Origin of the sequence: Comamonas sp. GB3 AK4-5 (assembly GCF_041320665.1) — a bacterium.
Lineage (GTDB): Bacteria > Pseudomonadota > Gammaproteobacteria > Burkholderiales > Burkholderiaceae_C > Comamonas.
Genome location: NZ_CP166730.1, coordinates 1178750 through 1201237 on the forward strand (window position 1 = coordinate 1178750; position 22488 = coordinate 1201237).

Genomic DNA, 22488 nt, shown 5'->3' on the forward strand with positions numbered 1-22488 from the left:
GGGCGGCCCTTGCGCGGTGCCCTGGCATGGTGTGTGTCGCTTTAGGACCTGTGCTTGCTGCAAATTTCGGAGCTGCTGTTGCAGATGTGCCATGCGTTTTGATGTGATTACCCTGTTCCCCGAGATGTTTGCCCCCTTTCTAGAGAGCGGGGTGACGCGGCGGGCCTATGCGTCGGGGCAGGTGCAGGTGGTGCTGTGGAATCCGCGGGACTATGCCCAGGGCAATTACCGCCGCGTGGATGATCGCCCCTTTGGGGGTGGCCCCGGCATGGTGATGCTGGCCGAGCCGCTGCAGCATTGCCTGGATGCGATCCGTGCTGCTCGCGTGGTGGGCGATGCGCAAGAGGCTGCGCAGCCCGCGCCGGTGGTGTTGTTCTCGCCCATTGGTGCCACGCTCAAGCATGCGGCGGTGGCGGACTGGGCCGAGGGCCGGGGTGCGGTGCTGCTGTGCGGGCGCTACGAAGGCATTGACCAGCGCTTTATCGATACCCATGTCACCCACCAGATCAGCCTGGGTGACTTCGTACTTTCGGGCGGTGAGCTGGCGGCCATGGTGCTGCTGGACAGCATTGCCAGGCTGCAGCCCGGTGTGCTGAACGACGAGGGCAGCTTTCAGCAGGACAGCTTCAACCCCGCGCTTGACGGCCTGTTGGACTGCCCGCACTACACCCGCCCCGAGCAATGGATGGGTCAGGATGTGCCGGCCGAGCTGCTCAGCGGCCACCACGCCCACATCGAGCGCTGGCGCCGCGACCAGCGTTTGCGCATTACGACGGCCTACCGGCCGGAGCTGATTGATCAGGCCCGCAGCCAGGGGCTGCTGAACGCCAAAGACGAGGCCTATTTGGCAAAAATCACGGCCAAGCTATAATCCTTGGCTCTTTGATCCTCTATCCGGCCGCTGCATCGGTTTGAATGCAGCCCATGGTGCCATCCCGGCACCGGCCAATCCTGGCGCGGACACGATCAAGATGGATGAAACCATGAACCTGATCCAGACCCTCGAGCAAGAGGAAATCGCCCGTCTGAACAAGACCATCCCCGCTTTTGCCCCCGGTGACACTGTCATCGTGAGCGTGAACGTGGTGGAAGGCTCGCGCAAGCGCGTGCAGGCTTACGAAGGTGTGGTGATTGCCAAGCGCAATCGCGGCCTGAACAGCGCTTTCATCGTGCGCAAGATCTCCAACGGCGAAGGCGTGGAGCGTACGTTCCAAACCTACTCTCCGCTGATTGCTGGCGTCGAAGTGAAGCGTCGCGGCGATGTGCGCCGCGCCAAGCTGTACTACCTGCGTGAGCGCAGCGGCAAGTCTGCTCGCATCAAGGAAAAGCTGCCCCAGCGCGTCAACAAGGCTGCTGTCGCAGCCGCGTAAAAGCGTTTTTCGCGCTACAAGGTTGCAATCGCAGCCGCGTAAACGCGAGTTTGCATTACAGGGCTGTTTCGGCAGCCTCGTGTGCGACCGGTGCTTTGCCGGAAAAGCCGCTACAGTCCGCTGTAGTGGCTTTTTTTATGGCCGCAGCGCACCGCGCTTTCCCCGCAGCCATGTCCGAATCTCCCCATTCCTCGACACCCACTTCTGTGCACATGCCTGCACCCACCGGTGCGCCGGCCCCGGCGGCGCACCGTCCTGGCCTGCCCTTGGCATTCGACCCGCGCCAGGCGCCGCTGCTGGGAGTGGATGATCACCTGCCTTCGGTGCCCTTGGCGCAGCAGACCGAGGCCGCGTTGCGTCAGCGTTTTGCCCGATCTCTCCAGTGGGAGCCGGAGCTGCGGCAGGAGCCACGCATGTCTGATCGACCGCCCATGCAGGCTGCCGTGCTGGTGCCGCTGGTGTTGCGTGACGAGCTGACCGTGCTGCTGACTGAGCGCACCATCCAGCTCTCCACCCACTCGGGGCAGGTGGCTTTCCCGGGCGGCAAGCGTGACCCGGAAGATGCAGACCTCACCGCCACGGCCTTGCGCGAGGCCCATGAGGAGGTGGGGTTGGACGCCACCTATGTGCGGGTGCTGGGCAGCTTGCCTATGTATGCCACGGGAACGGGCTTTCAGGTCACGCCCGTGGTGGCGTTGGTGGACCCGGCCGCGCCGCTGCGGCCCAACCCCTATGAGGTGGCGGAGTTGTTCGAGGTGCCGCTGCGCTTTTTGCTCAACCCCGCCCACCACGAGCGCCACAGCTACGACTGGAACGGTGTGCAGCGCGAGTGGTTTGCCATGCCCTACCGCAACGGTGCGCGCGAGCATTACATCTGGGGTGCCACGGCCGGCATGCTGCGCAATTTCTACCGCTTCATGCAGGCACCGTTGGTGTGAAACCCCTCGTTGCACCTGCTACATGAACTGCGCTTTACCAGCTGCCGGTATTATGGCGGCATGAGTTTTTTCGCCATCTTGCTTGCACTGCTACTGGAACAGGCGCGCCCGCTGACCCACAACAACCTGGCCTATGCCGGTATGCGGGCCTGGGCCGTCTCGGTGCGGCGCAATTTTGATGCGGGCCAGGCGCACCACGGCTGGGTCGCTTGGGTCCTGGCTTCCGTGTTGCCAGCCTTGCTGGTGGCGGGCGTGTATTGGCTGCTGGATGTCTTCATAGGCTGGCCCGTGGCCATGCTGTGGAATGTGGCCGTGCTCTACACCACGCTGGGCTTTCGCCAGTTCAGCCACCATTTCACCCGCATCCGCGATGCGCTGGAAGCAGGCGACGAGCAGACCGCGCGCGAGACGCTGGCGGAATGGCAGCAGGTGGACGCCAGCGAGCTGCCGCGCAGCGAAATCGTGCGCCATGTGATCGAGTATTCCGTCATCAGCGCCCACCGCCATGTGTTTGGTGTGCTGTTGTGGTTTGTGGTGCTGGCCATGCTGGGCCTGGGCCCGGCCGGCGCCGTGGTCTATCGCATGGCCGAGTACCTGTCGCGCTACTGGTCGCGCAAATCCATTGCGGGTGCCCCCCCTGTCAGCGAGCGGTTGCAGCGGGCTGCCCGTGCAGCCTGGCAGGCCATGGACTGGCTGCCGGCGCGGGTGACGGCCCTGGGCTTTGCGGTGGTGGGCAGCTTTGAAGAGGCCATAGACGGCTGGCGCTACTACGCCCAGCGCTTTCCGCATGACAACGATGGCGTGATCCTGGCCGCCACGGCTGGTGCCATCAATGTGCAGCTGGGTGGCGAGGCCTTGCGCCAGCGCGAAGACCTCACCGTGGGGCCCATGTACGACGACGAGGCAGATTCCAGCTCCACCCCTGGGCGTACGGCCGAGATCAGCCATTTGCGCAGCGTGGTGGGCTTGGTGTGGCGTTCTGTTGTGGTCTGGATGCTGCTCCTCGCCCTGCTCACCCTCGCCCGCCTGCTGGGCTGATTTTTTACTGTTGGGGTGAGTGATTCGTTTGGAGGCGCCCATACGGCGCTTCATGCTTTGTTGCTCGCCCTGGTCGTACCAAAGTACTGCCTGCGGGCGAGACGCCGCGCCTGAAGCGCCGTCTGTGCGTTGTGGTGTGTGGTTGATGGCCTGCTGCGCTGCGCAAGCCCGCTCCGGCTGAAAACTGCCGCTGAGCTGGCAGCCTTCGCTATTGCTCCTTCCCCTTTCGGGGGAAGGTGGGGATGGGGGCTACCCGCACACAAAGGCCGCAGCTATACAGCATGGGTGCTCATGAAAACAGAGCGACCTATGCGCCCTGTATCTACGCTGCAGAGGGATTTGGCTTAAACCTCAACGCCAGGGCGACTGGCTCAGTTCTTCAAACAGCTCACCATAGATGCGGTAGCGGTTGGCATCTATGGCATGCGGGCTGCCTTCGTTATCCACCTCGGCCATCACGGCGCAGCCGGGCTCGTGCAAATGGGTGCAGTTGTAGAACTTGCATTCCTGGGCACGCGCGCCGATGTCGGGCATGCAGCGCGGCAGGTCGGTGGGGGCGATGTGGTAGAGGCCGAATTCCTGAAAGCCGGGCGAGTCGATCAGCGCGGTGCTGCGCGCCTCGTCCATCCAGTACCAGGTGGTAGTGGTGGTGGTGTGCTTGCCGGAGTTCAGGGCCTGGGAGATCTCGTTTGTGGCCGCGCTGGCGCCAGGCACCAGCAGGTTGATCAAGGTGCTCTTGCCCGAGCCCGAGGGGCCCAGCACCAGGGTACGTTTGCCGGCGAACAGGTCCTCTAGCGCCTCGCGCTGCTCAGGGTCGTCGCTGGTCAGGTTCAGCGGAATCACCGGGTAGCGGTCGCTGCCGTCGGCGTTCTGGATGGCGCGGTAGGCGGACAGGCGCATCCAGGCATCAAAAAACGGTTCTTCCAGATCGCTTTTGTTCAGCGCAATGATGGGCTGGATGCGGGCATCCTCGGCGGCGATCAGGGCGCGTGCCAACTGGCTTTCGGAGAACACCGGTTCGGCAGCGATCAGGATCAGCACCTGGTCGATGTTGGCCGCAAACATCTTGGTGCGGATTTCGTCGCGACGGTACAGCAGATTGCGGCGCTCCAGCACCTTCTCGATCGTGCCTTCCTCACCCTGGCCAGGTGGTGGCGCCTGCCACAGCACGCGGTCGCCCACCACGGCCTGGCTTTTCTTGCCGCGCGGGTGGCAGATGCGGCGGCTGCCGTCATCGGTCTCGACCACGCAGTGGCGGCCATGGCTGCCCACGACCAGGCCTTCTTGTGCAGCGTTGCCGGCGGCGCCTGCAGCGGGAGCGGATCGGCGTTTGCTCACAGGCAGCCCACCAGCGTGTCGGTGCGCTGGGCGCAGTCGAAGTCGGTCTCGGAGATGCCTGCGGCGTCATGCGTGTTCCAGCGCACGGTGCAGCGGCCGTAGTCCACCTGCAGGCTGGGGTGGTGGTCCTGTTGGTGGGCCACCCAGGCCAGGGCATTCACAAAGGCCATGGTCTGGAAGTAATTCGCGAAGTGGAAGGTTTTTTCCAGGGCCGTGCTGGCGCCTTCGCCATGGACTTCCCAGCCGGGGTGGCGCGCCAGGCGCTGTGCCACGGCGGCCGCGCTCAGGGCCTGGCGGAGGGGCAGGCGGGACCAGTCGATGGTGTGCAGCTGGGAGGGCGTGGTCATGCTGGGGTTCCTGCGGGGGCGGTGGGTGTGGCAGGTGCCGGCATGCGGGCCAGGCGTTCCAGTGCCGGGGGATGGGAGTAATAGAACTTGGCAAACACCGGGTCGGGGGTGAGGGTGGATGCGTTGTCCTCATATAGCTTGAGCAGGGCGCTGGCCAGTGCCGCGCCATCGGCCTGGGCCATGGCGTAGGCATCGGCCTGGAATTCATCGCGGCGCGAGCCCATGGCCACCAACGGCGAGACAAAGAAGCTGAACACCGGCAGCACCAGCATGAACAGCAGCAGTGCCACGGCGTTGTCGTCGCCCTGGGGCAGGCCCATGGCCAGGCCCACGCTGGGCAGCACGCCCAGGCCGGTGTAGAACCAGGTCTGCTGTGACAGCCAGCCCAGCAGGGCAAAGCCGGCCAGGCTGAGGGCGAACATCAGCACCATGCGCTTGGTGATGTGGCGGTGCTTGAAATGGCCCAGCTCGTGGGCCAGCACGGCTTCGACTTCTGCGGGTTGCAGCTGCTTGAGCAAGGTGTCGTAGAACACCACGCGCTTGGACGAGCCAAAGCCGGTGAAATAGGCATTGGCATGGGCCGAGCGGCGGCTGCCATCCATGACGAACAAGCCCTTGGCGGCAAAGCCGCAGCGCTGCATCAAGGTGGTGACGCGGGTCTTCAATGCCTCATCGGCCAGGGGTTCGAATTTGTTGAAAAGAGGGGCGATAAAGCTGGGGAAGACCCACATCAGCAGCAGGTTGAAGCCCGTCCACAGGCCCCAGGCCCGCAGCCACCACAGGCTGCCGGTGGCCTGCATCAGCCACAGCACGGCGGCGGCCAGCGGCAGACCAATCGCAGCACCCAGCAGGGTGGACTTGCACAGGTCGGCCAGCCACAGGCGCGGCGTCATCTGGTTGAAGCCAAAGCGCTGCTCCAGCCCAAAGCTCTGGTAGTAGGACAGCGGCAGTTCCACCAGACCGGAAATCAGGGCGAATGTGGCCAGAACGGCCAGCTGTTGTGCAATGCCCGCTCCCATTTCCGAGAGCAGCAGCCGCTGCAGAAAATCCAGTCCACCCAGCAGCGTCCAGGCCAGCAGCATGGCAGTGGAAAGGCTCAGCTGCAGCAGGCCCAGCTTGGCCTTGGCCAGGGTGTAGTCGGCGGCTTTTTGGTGGGCTGCCAGACTGATGCGGCTGGCAAAAGGCGTGGGCACGGCAGCGCGGTGCACGGCCACATGGCGGACCTGGCGGCTGCTGAGCCAAAGCTTGAGCAGCAGCTGCAGCGCCAGGGCTGTGGCGAAGGCCAGCGTCAACAGCAGCGAGGGTGGAAAAGAGTCATTTGCGGGCATGTGCGGCGAGTGTAGGCGACAATTTGCACATGCCTGATGCCGCTTTGAATGAAACCCCTGTGCTGGCCAAGTCCGATCTGAACTTGGTCTGGCTGGACTGTGAAATGACAGGGCTGCAGCCCGAAACCGACCGCCTGATCGAGATCGCCGTGGTCATTACCAATGCCGATTTGTCGGTGCGTGTGGAAGGCCCTGTGTTTGCGATCCACCAAAGCGATGAGCTTCTCAACGGCATGGATGCCTGGAACAAGGGCACGCATGGGCGCAGCGGCCTGATCGACCGGGTCAAGGCGTCCACTATCAGCGAAGCCGATGCCGAAAAGCAGCTGATTGCCTTTCTGTCCAAATATGTGCCCAAGGGCAAGGTGCCCATGTGCGGCAACAGCATCGGTCAGGACCGCCGTTTTCTGGTGCGCTACATGCCCAAGCTGGAAGCCTATTTTCACTACCGCAATGTGGATGTCAGCACGCTCAAGGAGCTGGCCCGTCGCTGGAAACCCGGCGTGGTCAATGGCTTCAAGAAAGCCCAGCGCCACACCGCCCTGGCCGATGTGCTGGAGTCCATCGACGAGCTGGCGCATTACCGGGCGCATTTCCTGGCGCTCTAAACCTGTTCTTGTGGTGCCCTAGGCGTGTGGCGCCGGTCACCTCCTGGTTGCTGTCAGGGGTTTACGTAAAAACCCGAAGTGTGTGATAATTGCGCTCTTGCCTTAGTACAAGCGCCGCAGAGCAGCGGCCGGGCAAATAGCGCATCTCCCCTCACACACCGGGCCCCATTTTGGCGGGCATGGCTTGCAAACTGCACAGCCTGCCGCCGCGAAGCACGCCCTCCAGGCTCAGCAGAGCTGAAGCGTTTGACGGTTGATGTTTTTATGACCGTCAAGCAGCCCCGCAACCCGTGCACCAATTCGCACGTTGTGGCGCTGTACGCATGAGAAAAACCATGAACGACACACTCCTTGAGCAGGGCATTGCTGCGCCTGCCGTATCCGATTTGCCTTCTGAAGCATCGCAACTGGACGCCTTGCTGGCCGACCAAGATAACGAAATTGACGCCGCTGTTGCGGAACCCGAAGCCGAAAACGGCTTTGTGAAGCTGGGCCTGGCTCCTGAGCTGGTGCAGGCTGTGGCTGACCTGGGCTACACCCAGCCCACCGCTGTCCAGCAAAAAGCCATTCCCCTGGCCATGGGCGAAGGCGCTGATGCCAACGGCTTCATCGACCTGATGGTTTCCAGCCAGACCGGCTCGGGCAAGACGGCTGCTTTCCTGCTGCCTGTGCTCAACACCCTGATCCAGCAGCGCGCCGACGCCGATGCTGAAGCCAAGGCCGAGTTCGACCGCCAATGCGCTGAAGCTGCTGCCCGTGGTGAACCCACGCCCAAGCGCGCCAAGCGCAAGGACCCTACCAACGCCCGCAACTTCAAGGCTGCCGTGCCCGGCGCCCTGGTGCTGTGCCCCACGCGTGAGCTGGCCCAGCAGGTGGCGCATGACGCCATCGAACTGGTCAAGCACTGCCGTGGCCTGCGCATTGCCAACGTGGTGGGCGGTATTCCTTACCAGCTGCAAATCGCCAAGCTGCAAAACGCCGATCTGGTGGTGGCAACGCCTGGCCGTCTGCTGGACCTGCAGCGCTCGATGCAGATCAAGCTGGACAAGGTGCAGTTCCTGGTGGTCGACGAAGCCGACCGCATGCTGGACCTGGGCTTCTCCGACGACCTGGCCGAAGTCAACCAAATGACTTCCCAGCGCAAGCAGACCATGATGTTCAGCGCCACGTTCGCTCCCCGCGTTCAGCAGCTGGCCATGCGTGTGATGCACGACAACGGCGCCGGCGTGAAGAAGGTGACCGTGGACACCCCGCAGGAAAAGCACGCCAGCATCAAGCAGGTGCTGTTCTGGGCTGACAACGCCCAGCACAAGCGCAAGCTGCTGGACCACTGGCTGCGTGACTCCTCCATCAACCAGGCCATCGTGTTCGCTTCCACCCAGGTGGAGTGCGACGGTCTGGCAACCGATCTGCAGCAAGAAGGCTTCTCTGCCGTGGCACTGCACGGTGCGCTGAGCCAGGGCCTGCGCAACCGCCGCCTGATGGCGCTGCGCAATGGCCAGGTGCAGATCTTGGTGGCTACTGATGTGGCGGCACGCGGTATCGACGTGCCCACCATCACCCACGTGTTCAACTACGGCCTGCCCATGAAGGCCGAAGACTACACCCACCGTATCGGCCGTACCGGCCGTGCGGGCCGCGAAGGTACGGCCGTGACGTTTGCGGAGTTCCGCGACCGTCGCCGTGTGTTCGACATCGAAGGCTATACCCGCCAGCAATTCAAGGCCGAAGTGCTGCCAGGCCTGGAGCCCCAGCAACGCTTCCCCGCAGCCGGTGAGCGCGATGGCCGCCGTGGCGGTGGTGGCGGCGGCGGTGGCCGTGGTGGTTTTGCCGGTCGCCGTGATGGCGAAGGCTATGGCCGCAAGCAAGGCTTTGGTGGTGATCGTGGCGGTTTCGGCGGTGGCGGTGGTCGTGGTGGCTTCGGCGGCGATCGTGAACGCAGCTTCGGCGGTGATCGCGGTGGTTTTGGCGGCCGTGAGCGCGAAGGCTTTGCCCCGCGTGGTGAGCAGCGTGGCTTCGGCGGCAATGACCGCGGTGGCGAGCGTCGCAGCTTCGGTGGTGACCGTCCTGAGCGCAGCTTTGGTGGTGATCGCGGTGGCTTTGCCGGCCGTGACGGTGGTGCACCGCGTGGCGAACAGCGCAGCTTTGGCGGCGACCGTCCGGAGCGCAGCTTTGGTGGTGGTGACCGTGGTGGCTTCGGCGGTGGCCGTGACCGTGAGGGCTTTGCCCCCCGTGGCGACAGCCGCGGCTTTGGCGGCAAGTCGGCTGCTCCCAAGCCTTATGCACCGCGTGACAACGGCGCAGGCCGTGGCGGCAAGGGCTTTTCGCGCAACGAACGTTGATCGTTCGCTGTCTCCTGCGGCAGGGTCGTTAAGATACGGCCTTGCTCAAGGAGGAGTTCAAGAATGAAATTTGCCCAGATCGCCGTCATTGTTGCTGCTGTTGCCCTGGCGGGCTGTGCAGCCCTGCAGCCCCAGGACCCCATGGTCAAGGACGCTGCGCCCTACGTGGAAAACCCAGACTACGATTACGCGCTGGTCTGCGATTTGCGCCACGACGATCTGCGCAAATGCGAAGCCACGCTCAAGCAGCTGTGCAGTGACCGGGGTTTCCTGGACCTGCGCATCCGCCCACTGCGTGAGCCCGGCAGCAATGTGGAAAGCTCTACGCACCGGCTGATGCAGGTGCAGTGCAAGGCACGCAGCTGAGTCGGTTCTCGCTATTCCCGCAACGGGCACCATGGAAATCCCATGGTGCCCGTTGTCATTGGGGGCATTGAGCCGGTTCTTATTACAATGCGCCCATCGTCGCAGCCAGGCATGCGGCCGGAGCCCGCGCAGTGCAAGCACAGCGCGAGCGCGCCGGCACCGGCACCGCTTGTGTCTGAATGAATGAGTACGCCACCTGGCACCGCCAGATGGCCTGCATGGCGGGTGACGCCACGCACACCCCAACCACCAAAGGAATTCCATGAGCCTCAAATGCGGCATCGTGGGCCTGCCCAATGTGGGCAAGTCCACCCTGTTCAACGCCCTGACCAAGGCCGGCATCGCCGCCGAGAACTATCCCTTCTGCACCATCGAGCCCAATACCGGCGTGGTGGAAGTGCCCGATCCCCGTCTGGACCAGCTGGCCCAGATCATCACCCCCGAGCGCATCGTGCCGGCGATTGTGGAGTTTGTGGACATCGCGGGCCTGGTGGCCGGTGCCTCCAAGGGTGAAGGCCTGGGCAACCAGTTCCTGGCCCATATCCGCGAGACCGACGCCATCGTCAATGTGGTGCGCTGCTTTGAAGACCCCAACGTGATCCACGTGGCCAACAAGGTGGATCCGATTTCCGACATCGAAGTCATCCAGACCGAGTTGTGCCTGGCCGACCTGGCCACGGTGGACAAGGCGCTGAACCGCTACAGCAAGGCCGCCAAGTCGGGCAATGACAAGGAGGCCGCCAAGCTGGTGTCCCTGCTCACCCCCATCCAGGCCGTGCTCAACGAAGGCAAGCCTGCACGCGTTGTGCCGGTCTCCAAGGAAGACGCCCCTCTGCTCAAGCAGTTCTGCCTGATCACGGCCAAGCCCGCCATGTTTGTGGGCAATGTGTCCGAAGACGGTTTCGAAAACAACCCGCTGCTCGACAGCCTCAAGGCCTATGCGGATGCACAAGGCGCACCGGTGGTGGCCATCTGCGCCAAGATCGAGGCCGAAATGTCGGAGATGAGCGACGAAGACCGTGACATGTTCCTGCAAGAGCTGGGTCTGCAGGAGCCGGGCCTGAACCGCCTGATCCGCGCCGGCTTCAAGCTGCTGGGCCTGCAAACCTATTTCACCGCAGGTGTGAAGGAAGTGCGCGCCTGGACCGTGCCCGTGGGTGCCACCGCGCCCCAGGCCGCAGGCGTGATCCACGGTGACTTCGAGCGCGGCTTCATCCGTGCCCAGACCATTGCCTTTGACGACTTCATCCAGTTCAAGGGCGAGCAGGGCGCCAAGGACGCGGGCAAGATGCGCGCCGAAGGCAAGGAATACATCGTCAAGGACGGCGATGTGCTGAACTTCTTGTTCAACGTCTGAGCACCAGAGCGTTGCAACCAAGCCCTCCTTGTGAGGGCTTTTTTGTGACCGGGCGCGGGTCGGTACCGGTTTTCTCGGTCCAGACAGGCCCGCATCGGCAGGCACACAAGGCGCCAGGCCACAGCCCGGTGGCAGGACACTAGAATTTGGGTCTTCTTCCACCTCTTTCGCCGCTTTGGCGCTTGCCCGATTTGAACGACTCTGGATTGCATTCCGTGCAGGCCGATCTGGTGGCTGTGCTGGTGGCCGTGACTGCCGGCCAGCCCCGTATCCTGACCACGCAGACCGGGCGCAAGCTGCCGGCCGGGCCCTTCAGCGCCCACCACCGCTCGCTGCAGGCCAGCCTGCGCGCCTGGGTGGAGGCCCATACCCACCATCCGCTGGGCTATGTGGAGCAGCTCTACACCTTTCCCGACGGAGACCGTAGCCAACAGCTGGGCGTGCGCGCCATCTCCATCAGCTATTTGGGGCTGACGCGGGAGCGCGAAGATGCCCAGGCCGGTGGTGGAATGTGGCAGGACTGGTACCGCTACTTTCCCTGGGAGGACTGGCGCAGTGGTGCGCCGGCGTTGCTGGCGGCGACCATTGACCCGCAGCTGCGCCACTGGAGCCAGGCTGTTCCTGATATGCAAGCGCAACAAGCGCGCTGGCAGCGCGCTGCCATGACATTTGGCCTGGATGGCTGTGAGTGGAATGAAGAGCTGGTGCTGCAGCGCTATGAGCTGCTGTACGAGCTGGGCCTGGTGGCCGAAGCTTGGCGCGATGCCGCACAACCACCCGATCGGTCGCTGCTCCCAGGCCAGGACATGGCCCATGACCACCGCCGCATTCTGGCCACGGCCATGGCCAGACTGCGCGCCAAGATCAAATACCGGCCCGTGGTGTTTGAGCTGATGCCGCCGGAATTCACCCTGCTGCAGCTGCAGCAGACGGTGGAGGCCTTGGCGGGCCGTGGGCTGCACAAGCAGAACTTCCGCCGTCTGATTGAACAGCAGGCCCTGGTGGAAGAGACGGGGCAGATGGCCGTGGGCACGGCCGGGCGGCCCGCCAAATTGTTCCGCTTTCGCAGCAATGTGCTGCTGGAGCGGGCCATTGCCGGCTCCAAGCTGCCTTTGGCAAGAAGCTGAGAGCCTCTTCTGAGGACCGGCCGCAACGCCGACATGCGCTTGGGAGGGCTGGTGTGGCTCCAGGGCTTGACGTGGCTAATGCTCATTATTAGCATAAGTATATGTGCGCGCTGCCGATGGCCGCGCGCTTGTTTTTGGCTAATAAATACTCAAAATGAGCATTAATAAATTTGCAGCCCTCCCGATTCCATCCCTGCCCGAGGTGATGCTGGAGCCGCTGGTGCGCATGGCCCTGCTGGAAGACCTGGGCCGTGCCGGAGACCTGACCACGGACAGCATTGTTCCCGCCGATGCCTCGGACGCCCTGCGCCTGGTGGCGCGCCAGGAAGGTGTGCTGGCCGGTCTGGACCTGGCCCGCCTGGCCTTTGGGTTCATGGACCGGCAGATGGCGTTCGACCTGGTCTGTGGTGACGGCACGCGGCTTCAGCCTGGCATGGAGATTGCGCGCATACGCGGCAAAAGCCGTGCCATCCTCAGCGCGGAGCGCACGGCGCTGAACTATCTCTGCCATCTGAGTGGTGTGGCCTCGGCCACGCATTCCATTGCCCAGGCGATTGCAGGCTTTGGCACCCGTGTGACCTGCACGCGCAAGACTATGCCCGGTCTGCGGGCGCTGCAAAAGTACGCCGTGCGCGTGGGCGGCGGCAGCAACCACCGCTTCGGCCTGGACGATGCCGTGCTGATCAAGGACAACCACATCGCCCTGGCCGGTGATGTGGCCACGGCCGTGGCGCGGGCCAGGGCCGGCGTGGGCCATATGGTGAAGATCGAGCTGGAAGTGGACACGCTGGAACAGCTGGAAGTGGCGCTCTCGCTGGGGGTGGATGTGGTGCTGCTGGACAATATGGATCTGGACCAGCTGCGCCAGGCCGTGGCCATGTGCCGGGGCCGGGCCATCACCGAGGCCTCGGGCCGCATCACGCCCGAAACCGCGCCGGAAGTGGCTGCCACGGGGGTCGACCAGATCGCCGTGGGCTGGTTGACGCACAGCGCCCGTGTGCTCGACATCGGCCTCGACGCATAAGCATGAGATACCTCTTGAACGACAGCGTCGCTGTGCAGCGGCGTTTGCTCGCCGTCACGGGCCTGGAGGGCGCTTGCCCGGCAGGAAGGCCCGGTCTATGAGCAAGTCGGCTCCAAGGCGTAAGGGTTGGGTGCTGTGGACGGGCGCTGCACTCTTGCTCGCGGCCGGTCTGTGGCAGGCCGGCACAGGCATGGCGTCCTTGCGCAAAGACCGGCCTTTGACCATCGTGGTCACGTTTCCGCCCGGGGGCGGCACCGACTTGCTGGCACGCAAGCTGGGCGCCGCGCTGCAGGCGCGCACCGGCCAGACCGTGGTGGTGGAAAACCGCCCCGGCGCCAGTGGCAACATCGGTGCGCGCGAGGTGGCCCAGGCCCCGGCAGACGGCCACACCTTGTTGATGGTCAACAGCGCGTTTGCCATCAACCCCGGCGTTTACCGGCAACTGGACTTTGATCCGCGCAAGGACTTCAAGGCTGTCTTCAACGTCGGCACCATTGCCTCGGTGCTGGTGGTGCCGCAGACCAGTGCGCTTTGGCAGCTGTCCGATGCGCTGGCCATGGCAAGGGCCTCCCGGCCCCTGGCCTTTGCCAGCTGCGGCAATGGCACGCCCCAGCATCTGGCCGGTGAAATGCTGGCCCAGGGCACAGACACGGCTTGGCAGCATGTGCCCTACAAGGGCTGCGGGCCAGCCGTGCTGGCCGTGGCTGCCGGCCAGGTGCCCATGGCCGTGGTCACGGCCAGCAGCGCGGCACCGCTGATGGCGGCCGGCCGGGTGCGTGCCATTGCCACCACGGCACCAGCCCGGCTGGCGCAATGGCCCGAGCTGCCCACCGTGGCCGAGCAAGGTCTGCCCGGTTTTGCGCTGGAGCAGTGGCATGGCCTGCTGGCCCCTGCCGGCATGCCCGACGCCACCATCCAGCATTGGCATGCGGCATTGCGGCAGCAACTGGACGATCCCGACATGCAGCTGGCCCTGCAAGCCCAGGGCTATACCCTGGTGATGCAATCGGCAGCGGAATTTGCGGCGCTGATCCAGGCAGACATGGAGCGCTACGCAGCGACCACGCAGTCCCTGGATCTGCAGATGGACTGAGGGCGTGAACACGCTCTGAGGGCGCCAGCTGTTTATCCACCAGCTTTGAACGCTAAAAACCACGCAAAATACCTGAATCCAGTGATGTTCACGCGGTACCGAAACCGCTTCAATACCCTGAATGGGCACAGCACGCAGCCAGCCTACCCGCTGGCTGTCTCTTTTGGCATGGTGCGAAAAGAGAATGGGGAAGGTGCAAGCCCGTTCTGGGAGAGTGATCGTGGGTCTCGCCACCGCTTCAAGCACGGATACCTTGGGCTCGCCTGCGGGGCATGCCGCCGACGGCCCCTGGCGCCGCCTGGTGGCGGCACACCAGCACAGGCTGCGTCACTTCATCTACCGCCATATCGGCCATGCAGATGACGCGGAAGAACTGGTCCAGCAGGCTTTTGTGGAAGCGGTCCATGGTTATTACGGCTTCCGAAAGGAGGCCGAGCTTTCGACATGGCTCTACGGCATCGCCAAGAATCTGGTGCGCAATTACCTGTCGCGGGCGCCGCAGCGGCGCTATGAGTTCGTGAGTGACGAGGTCTTGCTGGAAACAATGGACACCGCTCCCGGCCCGGACGATGTGCTGGAATGCCAGCAGGCATTGCGGCGGCTGAACCAGGCGTTGCGGGAGTTGCCGCAGAACATGCAGCAAGTCCTGTGGCTGGTGGGGGTGGAGAAGCTGTCGTATGAAGCTGCGGCGCAGCAGCTGTCTGTGCCGACGGGGACGGTGCGCAGCCGGGTCTCACGGGCGCGCAGTGCGCTGCAAACAAGGCTGGGGGGCTTGCCATACTGACGGGAGCCTCGGGGCAGCCAATGGAGCGGCCTTGTGGGCAGACCGCCGGCGCTCAAGGGACCGGGCGCTGAGCAGCGTTGGGGTCTTGCGGTGGATGAGGGGGTGGCTGGGCGGTGTCGGCATTGCGTGCCAGGTCGTAGCGGCGGGCCATGTCATCCGATGCTTGAAGCTGTGCCCGCAGCAGGGCAATCATTGCGCGTGTCTGGGCCATGATTGCTTCGGCGCTGTCGGAGTCGGTCATCGGGTTTCCTTGGACTGAATCTGCATATACAGATTCAGTAACCGTGGGCCGCATGGAGTTCCATGGGCCGTCCGCCGTGTCTATGCCGGGATGAGCGACAAGATGGCCCAGGTCATCAAAAGATAGCGCATGAATTTGCCGACGGCCATGTACAGCACGCAGGGCCAGAACGACAGCCGCAGCCAGCCCGCCACGGCGCACAGGGGGTCACCCACCAAGGGCAGCCAGCTCAGCAAACAGGCCTTGGGCCCCAGCTTGCGCAGCCAGATGCGGGCACGGCGCTCATGGCGTGAGAGGCTGCGTGGCGGCTTGGCCTTCGGGTCGGCGTGCCGGTGCTGGCGTGCCAGCTCCCAGGCGCGGTGGGCGCCCAGGCCCATCCACCAACTGATGGCGCCGCCCAGCGTATTGCCGGCCGTGGCCACGAAGATGGTCTGCCAGAACAGGCCGGGGTTGAGCTGCAGCAGACCGACCACGGCGGGCTCAGACCCCAGGGGGAGCAAGGTGGCAGACACCAGGGCGACGAGAAACACCGTGCTGAGCCCGAACTGGGGCAAGGCCAGCCAGTCAAGCAGTTGCTGCATCCATATTTCCATGGGGACTAAGTGTAGGTCTTGGCAGACAGGCATCTCCCGCCATTGAAGTTATAAGACTATGTTGACGTTTTCGGAGCAAGGCTTGCCATGAACTGGACCCATCAGACATCCGCATACAGGGCGGGGCTGCGTGCCGCTGCATGGCTGTGCTGGGGCTGTGCTCTGGGAGTCGCAGGCGGGGCCGCGGCAGGCACGCCGCAGCCCCATGCAGCGCCGCAGCCCGCATCGGTGCGCTCGGTGCCAGTGGTTGCAGAGCCTGCGCCCCCCATGCCCAGCGTGACGGCGCTGCAGCAGCAAATCACCAACCGGCTGGCCGCGCCAGACTGCAAGGGACTGCTGCCGCAGCCGGCTGCCCTGGTGGCCTTGCAGCAGTTGCTGCGGCCGCAAGGCCTGGGCATTCGTGTGCTGGGTTGTCCCATGGCGCCGGCACCCTGGAGTCGGCGCGTGCTGGCGGTGACGGCCGTGGTGCTGGATGGGGACAAGGCCCAGGACACCGTGCGTGGCGCCCTGGCCGATGGCGAGGAGGTGGATATGGGGGGCGACTACCGGCCCACACCCTGGCCGCAGCGTGGGCATCCGGATGCGGACGAGGTGTTGGACGACGATGCCGTCTCCCCCGATGTGCAGTTCAACCGCCGCTGGCTGCGCAGCGTGCTGGCCTCGCAAGGCTTTGTCGCGTTGAAGGGGCCTTGGTGGGGGTTTATGGAATCTCGCCCCTGAGCCGCTTTGCGGCTTCCCCGCTCTCGCATCGCTGCAAGCTTTGCATGCCTCAAAAGCCCATCATCTGGGCGAGTTTTGCTATGCATTTCGTAAAAAACGGCAGCGTGCAGCCCGGCTTCCAGGTAGTTGACGCGGGGTTGGTGCTATTGCATCTGCGAAGCCGCTGCTGAAAAAATGGGCAGGTACAATCTTGCCTCCCTTCGCGTCCCCTGCACATCCGCCTTCGCCTTCATGTCCCTCCCGCCTGCCCTGCCAACCCTGCGCATAGGCCAACACAGCTTGGCAAATCGCTTGTTTGTCGCCCCCATGGCGGGGGTGACGGACCGGCCATTTCGCCAGCTGTGCAAGCGCCTGGGCGCGGGCTATGCGGTCAGCGAGATGGTCACCTCGCGCAAGGATTTGTGGAACAGCCTCAAGACCAGCCGCCGCGCCAACCACGCGGGCGAGCCGGGGCCGATTGCCGTGCAGATTGCCGGCACCGATGCCCCCATGATGGCCGAGGCGGCCATCTACAACATCGAGCGTGGCGCGCAGATCATCGACATCAACATGGGCTGCCCGGCCAAAAAAGTCTGCAACAAATGGGCGGGTTCCGCCCTGATGCAGAACGAGCCGCTGGCCGTGGAGATTGCCGCTGCCGTGGTCGAGGCCGCGCGCCCCTTCAACGTGCCCGTCACGCTGAAGATGCGCACCGGCTGGAGCGATGGCCACAAAAACGCCGAGCTGCTGGCGCGGCGTTTCGAAGCCGTGGGCATACAGATGCTCACCGTGCATGGCCGCACGCGCGAGCAGGGCTACAAAGGCTTTGCCGAGTACGACACCATTGCCGCCGTCAAGGCTGCGGTGGCCGTGCCCGTGGTGGCCAATGGCGACATCACCAGCCCTGAAAAAGCGCGCGATGTGCTGGCCTATACCGGGGCCGACGCCGTGATGGTGGGCCGTGCCGCCCAGGGCCGGCCCTGGATCTTCCGCGAGATGGCCCATTTCCTTGCCACCGGCACCCACCTGGCACCGCCCAGGGTGGCCGAGGTACGGGAATTGCTCTTGGAGCATCTGCAAGACCATTACGGCCTGTATGGCGAGCTCACCGGCGTGCGCAGCGCGCGCAAGCACATCGCCTGGTATGTGCGCAGCCTGCCGGGCGGGGACGCCTTGCGACAACATATCAACACCATCGACGACTGCCAGCAGCAGTGGCAGGCCGTGGCCCGCTACTTTGACCAGCTGGCCGAACAGATGGAGCGCCTGCCCGAGGGCGGCGTGGACACCGACATTGAGGAAATGGCCGCATGAGCCAGGACAACCAAAACATCGAGGAGTGCGTGCGCTCCAGCCTGGAAATCTACTTTCGCGACCTGGGCGGCGAAGCCCCCAATGGCATGTACGACATGCTGGTGCGCCTGGTGGAAAAACCGCTGCTGGAAGTGGTCATGCAGCAAGCCGAGCAGAACCAGTCGCGCGCGGCGCAATGGCTGGGCCTGAACCGCAACACCTTGCGCAAGAAACTGGTGGACCACCAGATGCTGCAAGGCAACCCTCCCAACTGATACGCCCAATTGATAGCTGCTTACGCAGATGTTGTAAGCGCTAGCCCCCGATTTTTATTAAAACTTCATAGCAGCACCATGAAAGCTCTGATCTCCGTCTCCGACAAGACCGGCATTGTCGAATTTGCCCAAAGCCTGCATGCCCTGGGTGTGCAACTGCTGTCTACCGGCGGCACGGCCAAGCTGCTGGCCGACAAGGGCCTGCCCGTGACCGAGGTGGCGGAAGTCACCCAGTTCCCCGAAATGCTGGACGGCCGCGTCAAGACCCTGCACCCCAAGGTGCATGGCGGCCTGCTGGCCCGCCGCGATCTGCCCGAGCACATGGCTGCGCTTTCGGCCCATGGCATTGAAACCATCGACCTGCTGGTGGTGAACCTCTACCCGTTTGAAGCCACCGTGGCCAAGGCCGGTTGCACCCTGGCCGACGCCATCGAGAACATCGACATTGGCGGCCCCGCCATGGTGCGCTCCGCTGCCAAGAACTGGAAAGACGTGGGCGTGCTGACCGCCGCCGACCAGTACGACGCCGTGCTGGCCGAGCTGAAGGCCGCCGGCAAGCTCTCCGACAAGCTGCGCTTTGCCCTGTCCGTGGCTGCCTTCAACCGCATCGCCCAGTACGATGGCGCCATCAGCGACTACCTGTCTTCGGTCAAGTTTGAAGACGAAAAGCTGAGCGAGGAATACGTGCCCGAGCGCGGCCTGTTCCCCGCCCAGAGCAACGGCCACTTCATCAAGGTGCAAGACCTGCGCTACGGTGAAAACAGCCACCAGCAAGCCGCGCTGTACCGCGACCTGTATCCCGCACCGGGCTCCCTGGTCACCGGTGTGCAGCTGCAGGGCAAGGAACTCTCGTACAACAACATCGCCGACGCCGACGCCGCCTGGGAATGCGTGAAGAGCTTTGACGAGGCCGCCTGCGTCATCGTCAAGCACGCCAACCCCTGCGGCGTGGCTGTGGGCAAGGATGCGCACGAGGCCTATGCCAAGGCCTTCCAGACCGACCCCACCAGCGCTTTTGGCGGCATCATTGCCTTCAACCGCACCGTGGACAAGGCAGCAGCCGAAGCTGTGGTCAAGCAATTCGTCGAAGTGCTGATGGCCCCCGATTTCACCGCTGAAGCGCTGGAAATCTTCAAGCCCAAGGTCAATGTGCGCCTGATGAAGATCGCTTTGCCCCAAGGTGGAAAGAGCGACTGGGACAATGGCCGCAACGCTATGGAATCCAAGCGCGTGGGTTCGGGCCTGCTGCTGCAAACTTCCGACAACCACGAGCTGGCCCTGGCCGACCTGAAGGTGGTCACCGTCAAGCAACCCACGCCTGCCGAGCTGCAAGACCTGCTGTTCGCCTGGAAGGTGGCCAAGTACGTCAAGTCCAACGCCATCGTGTTCTGCAAGAACGGCATGACCATGGGCGTGGGCGCCGGCCAGATGTCGCGCCTGGACTCGGCCCGCATCGCCTCCATCAAGGCCGAAGCCGCCAAGCTGTCGCTGCAGCACACCGTGGTGGCCTCGGACGCCTTCTTCCCCTTCCGCGACGGCCTGGACGTGGTGGTCGACGCCGGTGCCACCTGCGTGGCCCAGCCTGGCGGCTCCATGCGCGACCAGGAAGTGATCGACGCGGCCAACGAGCGTGGCGTGGCCATGGTGTTCACCGGCGTGCGCCACTTCCGGCATTGAACTGGGGAGCACCCCCTGAGCGGCTGCGCCGCTTCCCCCTCTCTGGCGCTGCGCGCCGGAGGGGGACGACACCGGCGCGGCGGGGCGGCCCTTGCGCGGTGTCTCTGGCGAATGGGGCCTTGGCATGCGGCATGCTTGTATTACTACCGGATGCTCTATGTTCGCCGGAGCGGGCGCAAGAAGTCCATTGGGCTTTTGAACGTTCGCCACAACGCCCAGACAGCGCTTCAGGCGCGGCGTCTAGCCCGCAGACAGTACTTGGGTACGGCAAGGGCCAGCAACAAAGCATGAAGCGCTGTATGGGCGCCATGGCATGAGCAACGATCGAAACGATCAAAAAGCAATGACGGATTTCAGAGACGACGAAGACAACTATCCGGCGAAGCCGCGTTGGATGGGGTGGGCGATTGCCATTTTCATGGCGGCGGCTGCGCTGGGTGTGGCCAACATCGGCTGGCGCATCATGCAAGTCAGCCCAGCCGAACAAGCCGCCGACGCCCTGTTGCAGCAGCACCCGGAGCTGGCCGCCGGCAAAAAGCTGGTGGAGTCGTCCGACTGCATGCGCTGCCATGGCTGGGAGCGCAATTTTGTCGGCCCGGCCTTTGTCTCGATCGCCGAGCGCTATCGTAGCCAGGCCGATGCCGAGGCCTATATCGCACGCAAGATCCGCGAAGGCAGTGTGGGTGTCTGGGGCAATGTCATCATGCCGCGTCACCCGCAGATTGATGAGGCCCAGTCGCTGCAGATGGCGCAGTGGCTGCTGGCGGTGCAGCCCGTGGCGCAGCCGTAATACCTGCTGCCACGTAGAGCGCTGGGCGCAAGCCTCGCGTGGCCAGAGGGGCTTGCACCCACGCAGCAGGTTTTTCGGCCTGCAAAGGCTGGCATGGCAGCGTCGGGTGGCGCTGCGCCGCAATCTGCCTGCGCACGCAAGGCGCGATGTGCAGGCTTCTTGTGTGGCGATGGCGCCTAACGGTTTGGCATGCAATATGCAGCCGGCTTGATGCAAGACATGCAATTGCTTTGGGCATGCGCAAGCTTCTAAGGCGAAGTGCCTACTAACTATAAAATGCGCGGTTTTACTTTTGAAGAGTGCCGCACTGCGCCCTGAAGACATGGGATATGTCTGGGGCATGGGCTGCGGGCTTTTTGGGGAACTGCATGCAGTGGCTAAAAACCAAAACCATTGAGCAAGCGCTGGCCGATTCGGACGAGCCGGGCCGCCAGCTTCAACGCAGCCTGGGCACCTTTGATTTGATCATTCTCGGCGTGGCCGTGGCCGTCGGGGCGGGCATTTTCTCGGTGGGCGCACGCGCGGCAGGCAGCTTTGCCGGGCCGGCCGTGATCTTCTCCTTCATCCTGGCCGCGGCCACCTGCGCCGTGGCCACCATGTGCTATGCGGAGTTCGCCTCCAGCGTGCCCGTCACCGGCAGCGCCTATACCTACACCTATCTCACCATGGGCGAAGGCGTGGCCTGGATCATTGGCTGGAATCTGCTGCTGGAGATGATTGCCGCGGGCGCGGTGATTGCCAAGTACTGGGGCATTTACCTGTCCACCGTGTTTGCCACGGCGGGCGTGGATGTGCCCAGCACCTTGCACCTGGGCTCCATCAGCCTGGAGTGGGGGCCGTTCTTCATCGTGGCGGTGTTCACCGCGTTGCTGATTCTGGGCACGCGCGAATCGGCACGGGTGAACAATGTGTTCACGCTGATCAAGATCGCCATCACGCTGTTTGTGATCGTCGTGGGCTTTACCTATATGGATGTGAAGAACTTCATGCCCTTTATTCCACCGGCACAGCCGCCCGTGGTGGGCCATGGCGTGACTGCTGATGTCTGGGGCCAGCCCATGCTGGCCTGGCTGTTTGGCGCCCAGCCCAGCCAGTATGGCTGGCTGGGGGTGATCTCCGGCGCCTCGCTGGTGTTCTTTGCCTTCATCGGTTTTGATGTGGTGGCCACCTCGGCCGAAGAGGTGAAAGATCCGCAGAAAACGCTGCCGCGCGGTATTTTTGGCGGCCTGGCCCTGGTGACCGTGCTCTACATCCTGGTGACGCTGGCCCTCACCGGCATGGTGCCCTATGCCGAACTGGCCAAGGCCGAGAACCCCTCGCTGGCTACCGCCTTCATCAACGTGGGCGCCAACTGGGCGGCCCAGGTGATTGCCGTGGGCGTGCTGCTGGGCCTGACCACCGTGGTCATGGTGCTGCTCATGGGCTCGGCCCGCATCTTGATGGCCTTGTCGCGCGACGGCCTGCTGCCACGCAGCTGGAGCGTGACCTCGGCCACGCGCAAGACGCCGGTGCGCCTGCAACTGCTGGTGGGCGTCATCATTGCCGGCCTGGCAGGCTTCACCCAGGTGGAGCTGCTGGAGGAGATGATCAACATCGGCACCTTGTCGGCCTTTGTGCTGGTGAGCATTGGCGTGCTGATTCTGCGCCGCAAAAACCCCGATATGCCGCGTGGCTACCGCGTGCCCTGGGTGCCGGTGCTGCCCGTGGTGTCGGCCCTGCTGTGCACCTATCTGATGCTCAACCTCACCACGCTGACCTGGCTGCGTTTTCTGGGGTGGATGGTGATTGGCCTCGTCATCTATCTGGCCTACGGCATGCGCCATTCCCGCCTGCGTGAACGATAGGACACCCCCCTGAGGC

Annotated in this window: 23 protein-coding genes; 18 read left to right on the forward strand and 5 right to left on the reverse strand. The window is 64.0% G+C overall.

Annotated elements, in window-relative coordinates; translation table 11 throughout:
* The first annotated feature begins 91 nt into the window (after positions 1–91).
* The 4 genes from trmD to ACA027_RS05210 all read left to right on the forward strand — a co-directional run bounded on the left by trmD (position 92) and on the right by ACA027_RS05210 (position 3346).
* The gene (gene trmD, locus ACA027_RS05195) at positions 92–871 is read left to right on the forward strand and encodes a tRNA (guanosine(37)-N1)-methyltransferase TrmD (RefSeq protein WP_370681341.1); all 780 of its coding nucleotides are present in this window, start codon (positions 92–94) and stop codon (positions 869–871) included.
* Positions 872–983: 112 nt separating this feature from the next.
* Positions 984–1370, forward strand: a complete 387-nt coding sequence (gene rplS / locus ACA027_RS05200; protein ID WP_370681342.1) for a 50S ribosomal protein L19 — start codon at positions 984–986, stop codon at positions 1368–1370.
* A 212-nt stretch (positions 1371–1582) separates the two neighbouring features.
* Complete coding sequence (locus ACA027_RS05205) at positions 1583–2308, forward strand: CoA pyrophosphatase (protein ID WP_370681343.1); 726 nt, start codon at positions 1583–1585, stop codon at positions 2306–2308.
* Positions 2309–2368: 60 nt separating this feature from the next.
* Positions 2369–3346: a CobD/CbiB family protein gene (locus tag ACA027_RS05210; protein WP_370681344.1), complete on the forward strand. Its 978-nt coding sequence runs from the start codon at positions 2369–2371 to the stop codon at positions 3344–3346.
* A 351-nt stretch (positions 3347–3697) separates the two neighbouring features.
* Here ACA027_RS05210 and rsgA read toward each other — a convergent pair whose 3' ends face one another.
* The 3 genes from rsgA to ACA027_RS05225 are packed head-to-tail and all read right to left on the reverse strand — an operon-like array spanning position 3698 to position 6359.
* Positions 3698–4684 carry a ribosome small subunit-dependent GTPase A gene (rsgA, locus tag ACA027_RS05215; RefSeq protein WP_370681345.1) on the reverse strand — a complete coding sequence of 329 codons (987 nt, stop codon included), beginning with the start codon at positions 4682–4684 and terminating at the stop codon, positions 3698–3700.
* Positions 4681–5031 carry a 4a-hydroxytetrahydrobiopterin dehydratase gene (locus tag ACA027_RS05220; RefSeq protein WP_370681346.1) on the reverse strand — a complete coding sequence of 117 codons (351 nt, stop codon included), beginning with the start codon at positions 5029–5031 and terminating at the stop codon, positions 4681–4683. Before ACA027_RS05220 ends, rsgA begins: the two co-directional genes overlap by 4 nt.
* Positions 5028–6359, reverse strand: coding sequence for a M48 family metallopeptidase (locus ACA027_RS05225; RefSeq protein ID WP_370681347.1), 1332 nt, complete (start codon positions 6357–6359; stop codon positions 5028–5030). Before ACA027_RS05225 ends, ACA027_RS05220 begins: the two co-directional genes overlap by 4 nt.
* 29 nt (positions 6360–6388) lie before the next feature.
* On the opposite strand from ACA027_RS05225, the gene orn reads away from it, so the two are divergent.
* The 8 genes from orn (at position 6389) to ACA027_RS05265 (ending at position 15060) form a co-directional block, all read left to right on the forward strand.
* A complete protein-coding gene (gene orn, locus ACA027_RS05230) occupies positions 6389–6967 on the forward strand; it encodes an oligoribonuclease (protein WP_370681348.1) in 579 nt (192 codons plus the stop codon).
* A gap of 335 nt (positions 6968–7302) precedes the next feature.
* Positions 7303–9309, forward strand: coding sequence for a DEAD/DEAH box helicase (locus ACA027_RS05235; protein WP_370681350.1), 2007 nt, complete (start codon positions 7303–7305; stop codon positions 9307–9309).
* Positions 9310–9372: 63 nt separating this feature from the next.
* Positions 9373–9675, forward strand: a complete 303-nt coding sequence (locus ACA027_RS05240) for a hypothetical protein (protein ID WP_370681351.1) — start codon at positions 9373–9375, stop codon at positions 9673–9675.
* A gap of 262 nt (positions 9676–9937) precedes the next feature.
* Positions 9938–11032, forward strand: coding sequence for a redox-regulated ATPase YchF (ychF, locus tag ACA027_RS05245; protein ID WP_370681352.1), 1095 nt, complete (start codon positions 9938–9940; stop codon positions 11030–11032).
* 191 nt (positions 11033–11223) lie between these two features.
* Positions 11224–12159 carry a hypothetical protein gene (locus ACA027_RS05250; RefSeq protein ID WP_370681353.1) on the forward strand — a complete coding sequence of 312 codons (936 nt, stop codon included), beginning with the start codon at positions 11224–11226 and terminating at the stop codon, positions 12157–12159.
* A 154-nt stretch (positions 12160–12313) separates the two neighbouring features.
* On the forward strand, positions 12314–13183 hold the full coding sequence (nadC, locus tag ACA027_RS05255) for a carboxylating nicotinate-nucleotide diphosphorylase (protein WP_370681354.1): 870 nt from the start codon (positions 12314–12316) through the stop codon (positions 13181–13183).
* Positions 13184–13280: 97 nt separating this feature from the next.
* A complete protein-coding gene (locus tag ACA027_RS05260) occupies positions 13281–14276 on the forward strand; it encodes a tripartite tricarboxylate transporter substrate binding protein (protein WP_370681356.1) in 996 nt (331 codons plus the stop codon).
* A gap of 220 nt (positions 14277–14496) precedes the next feature.
* Entirely contained in the window at positions 14497–15060 is a 564-nt protein-coding gene (locus tag ACA027_RS05265; protein WP_370681357.1) for an RNA polymerase sigma factor, read from the forward strand.
* Between the two features lie 52 nt (positions 15061–15112).
* On the opposite strand, the gene ACA027_RS05270 is transcribed toward ACA027_RS05265, so the two are convergent.
* Positions 15113–15301, reverse strand: a complete 189-nt coding sequence (locus ACA027_RS05270; RefSeq protein WP_370681358.1) for a hypothetical protein — start codon at positions 15299–15301, stop codon at positions 15113–15115.
* Positions 15302–15381: 80 nt separating this feature from the next.
* On the reverse strand, positions 15382–15882 hold the full coding sequence (locus tag ACA027_RS05275) for a YqaA family protein (RefSeq protein ID WP_370681359.1): 501 nt from the start codon (positions 15880–15882) through the stop codon (positions 15382–15384).
* Between the two features lie 99 nt (positions 15883–15981).
* Here ACA027_RS05275 and ACA027_RS05280 point away from each other — a divergent pair, with 99 nt between their 5' ends.
* The 6 genes from ACA027_RS05280 (at position 15982) to ACA027_RS05305 (ending at position 22472) form a co-directional block, all read left to right on the forward strand.
* The gene (locus ACA027_RS05280) at positions 15982–16614 is read left to right on the forward strand and encodes a hypothetical protein (RefSeq protein ID WP_370681360.1); all 633 of its coding nucleotides are present in this window, start codon (positions 15982–15984) and stop codon (positions 16612–16614) included.
* Between the two features lie 306 nt (positions 16615–16920).
* Positions 16921–17907: a tRNA dihydrouridine synthase DusB gene (gene dusB, locus ACA027_RS05285; protein ID WP_370682512.1), complete on the forward strand. Its 987-nt coding sequence runs from the start codon at positions 16921–16923 to the stop codon at positions 17905–17907.
* Positions 17904–18161, forward strand: a complete 258-nt coding sequence (locus tag ACA027_RS05290; protein ID WP_370681361.1) for a helix-turn-helix domain-containing protein — start codon at positions 17904–17906, stop codon at positions 18159–18161. The genes dusB and ACA027_RS05290 overlap by 4 nt, the downstream gene beginning before the upstream one ends.
* 78 nt (positions 18162–18239) lie before the next feature.
* Positions 18240–19838: a bifunctional phosphoribosylaminoimidazolecarboxamide formyltransferase/IMP cyclohydrolase gene (gene purH / locus ACA027_RS05295; protein ID WP_370681362.1), complete on the forward strand. Its 1599-nt coding sequence runs from the start codon at positions 18240–18242 to the stop codon at positions 19836–19838.
* 343 nt (positions 19839–20181) lie between these two features.
* The gene (locus ACA027_RS05300) at positions 20182–20628 is read left to right on the forward strand and encodes a c-type cytochrome (RefSeq protein WP_370681363.1); all 447 of its coding nucleotides are present in this window, start codon (positions 20182–20184) and stop codon (positions 20626–20628) included.
* A gap of 368 nt (positions 20629–20996) precedes the next feature.
* The gene (locus ACA027_RS05305) at positions 20997–22472 is read left to right on the forward strand and encodes an amino acid permease (protein WP_370681364.1); all 1476 of its coding nucleotides are present in this window, start codon (positions 20997–20999) and stop codon (positions 22470–22472) included.
* Positions 22473–22488: the final 16 nt, after the last annotated feature.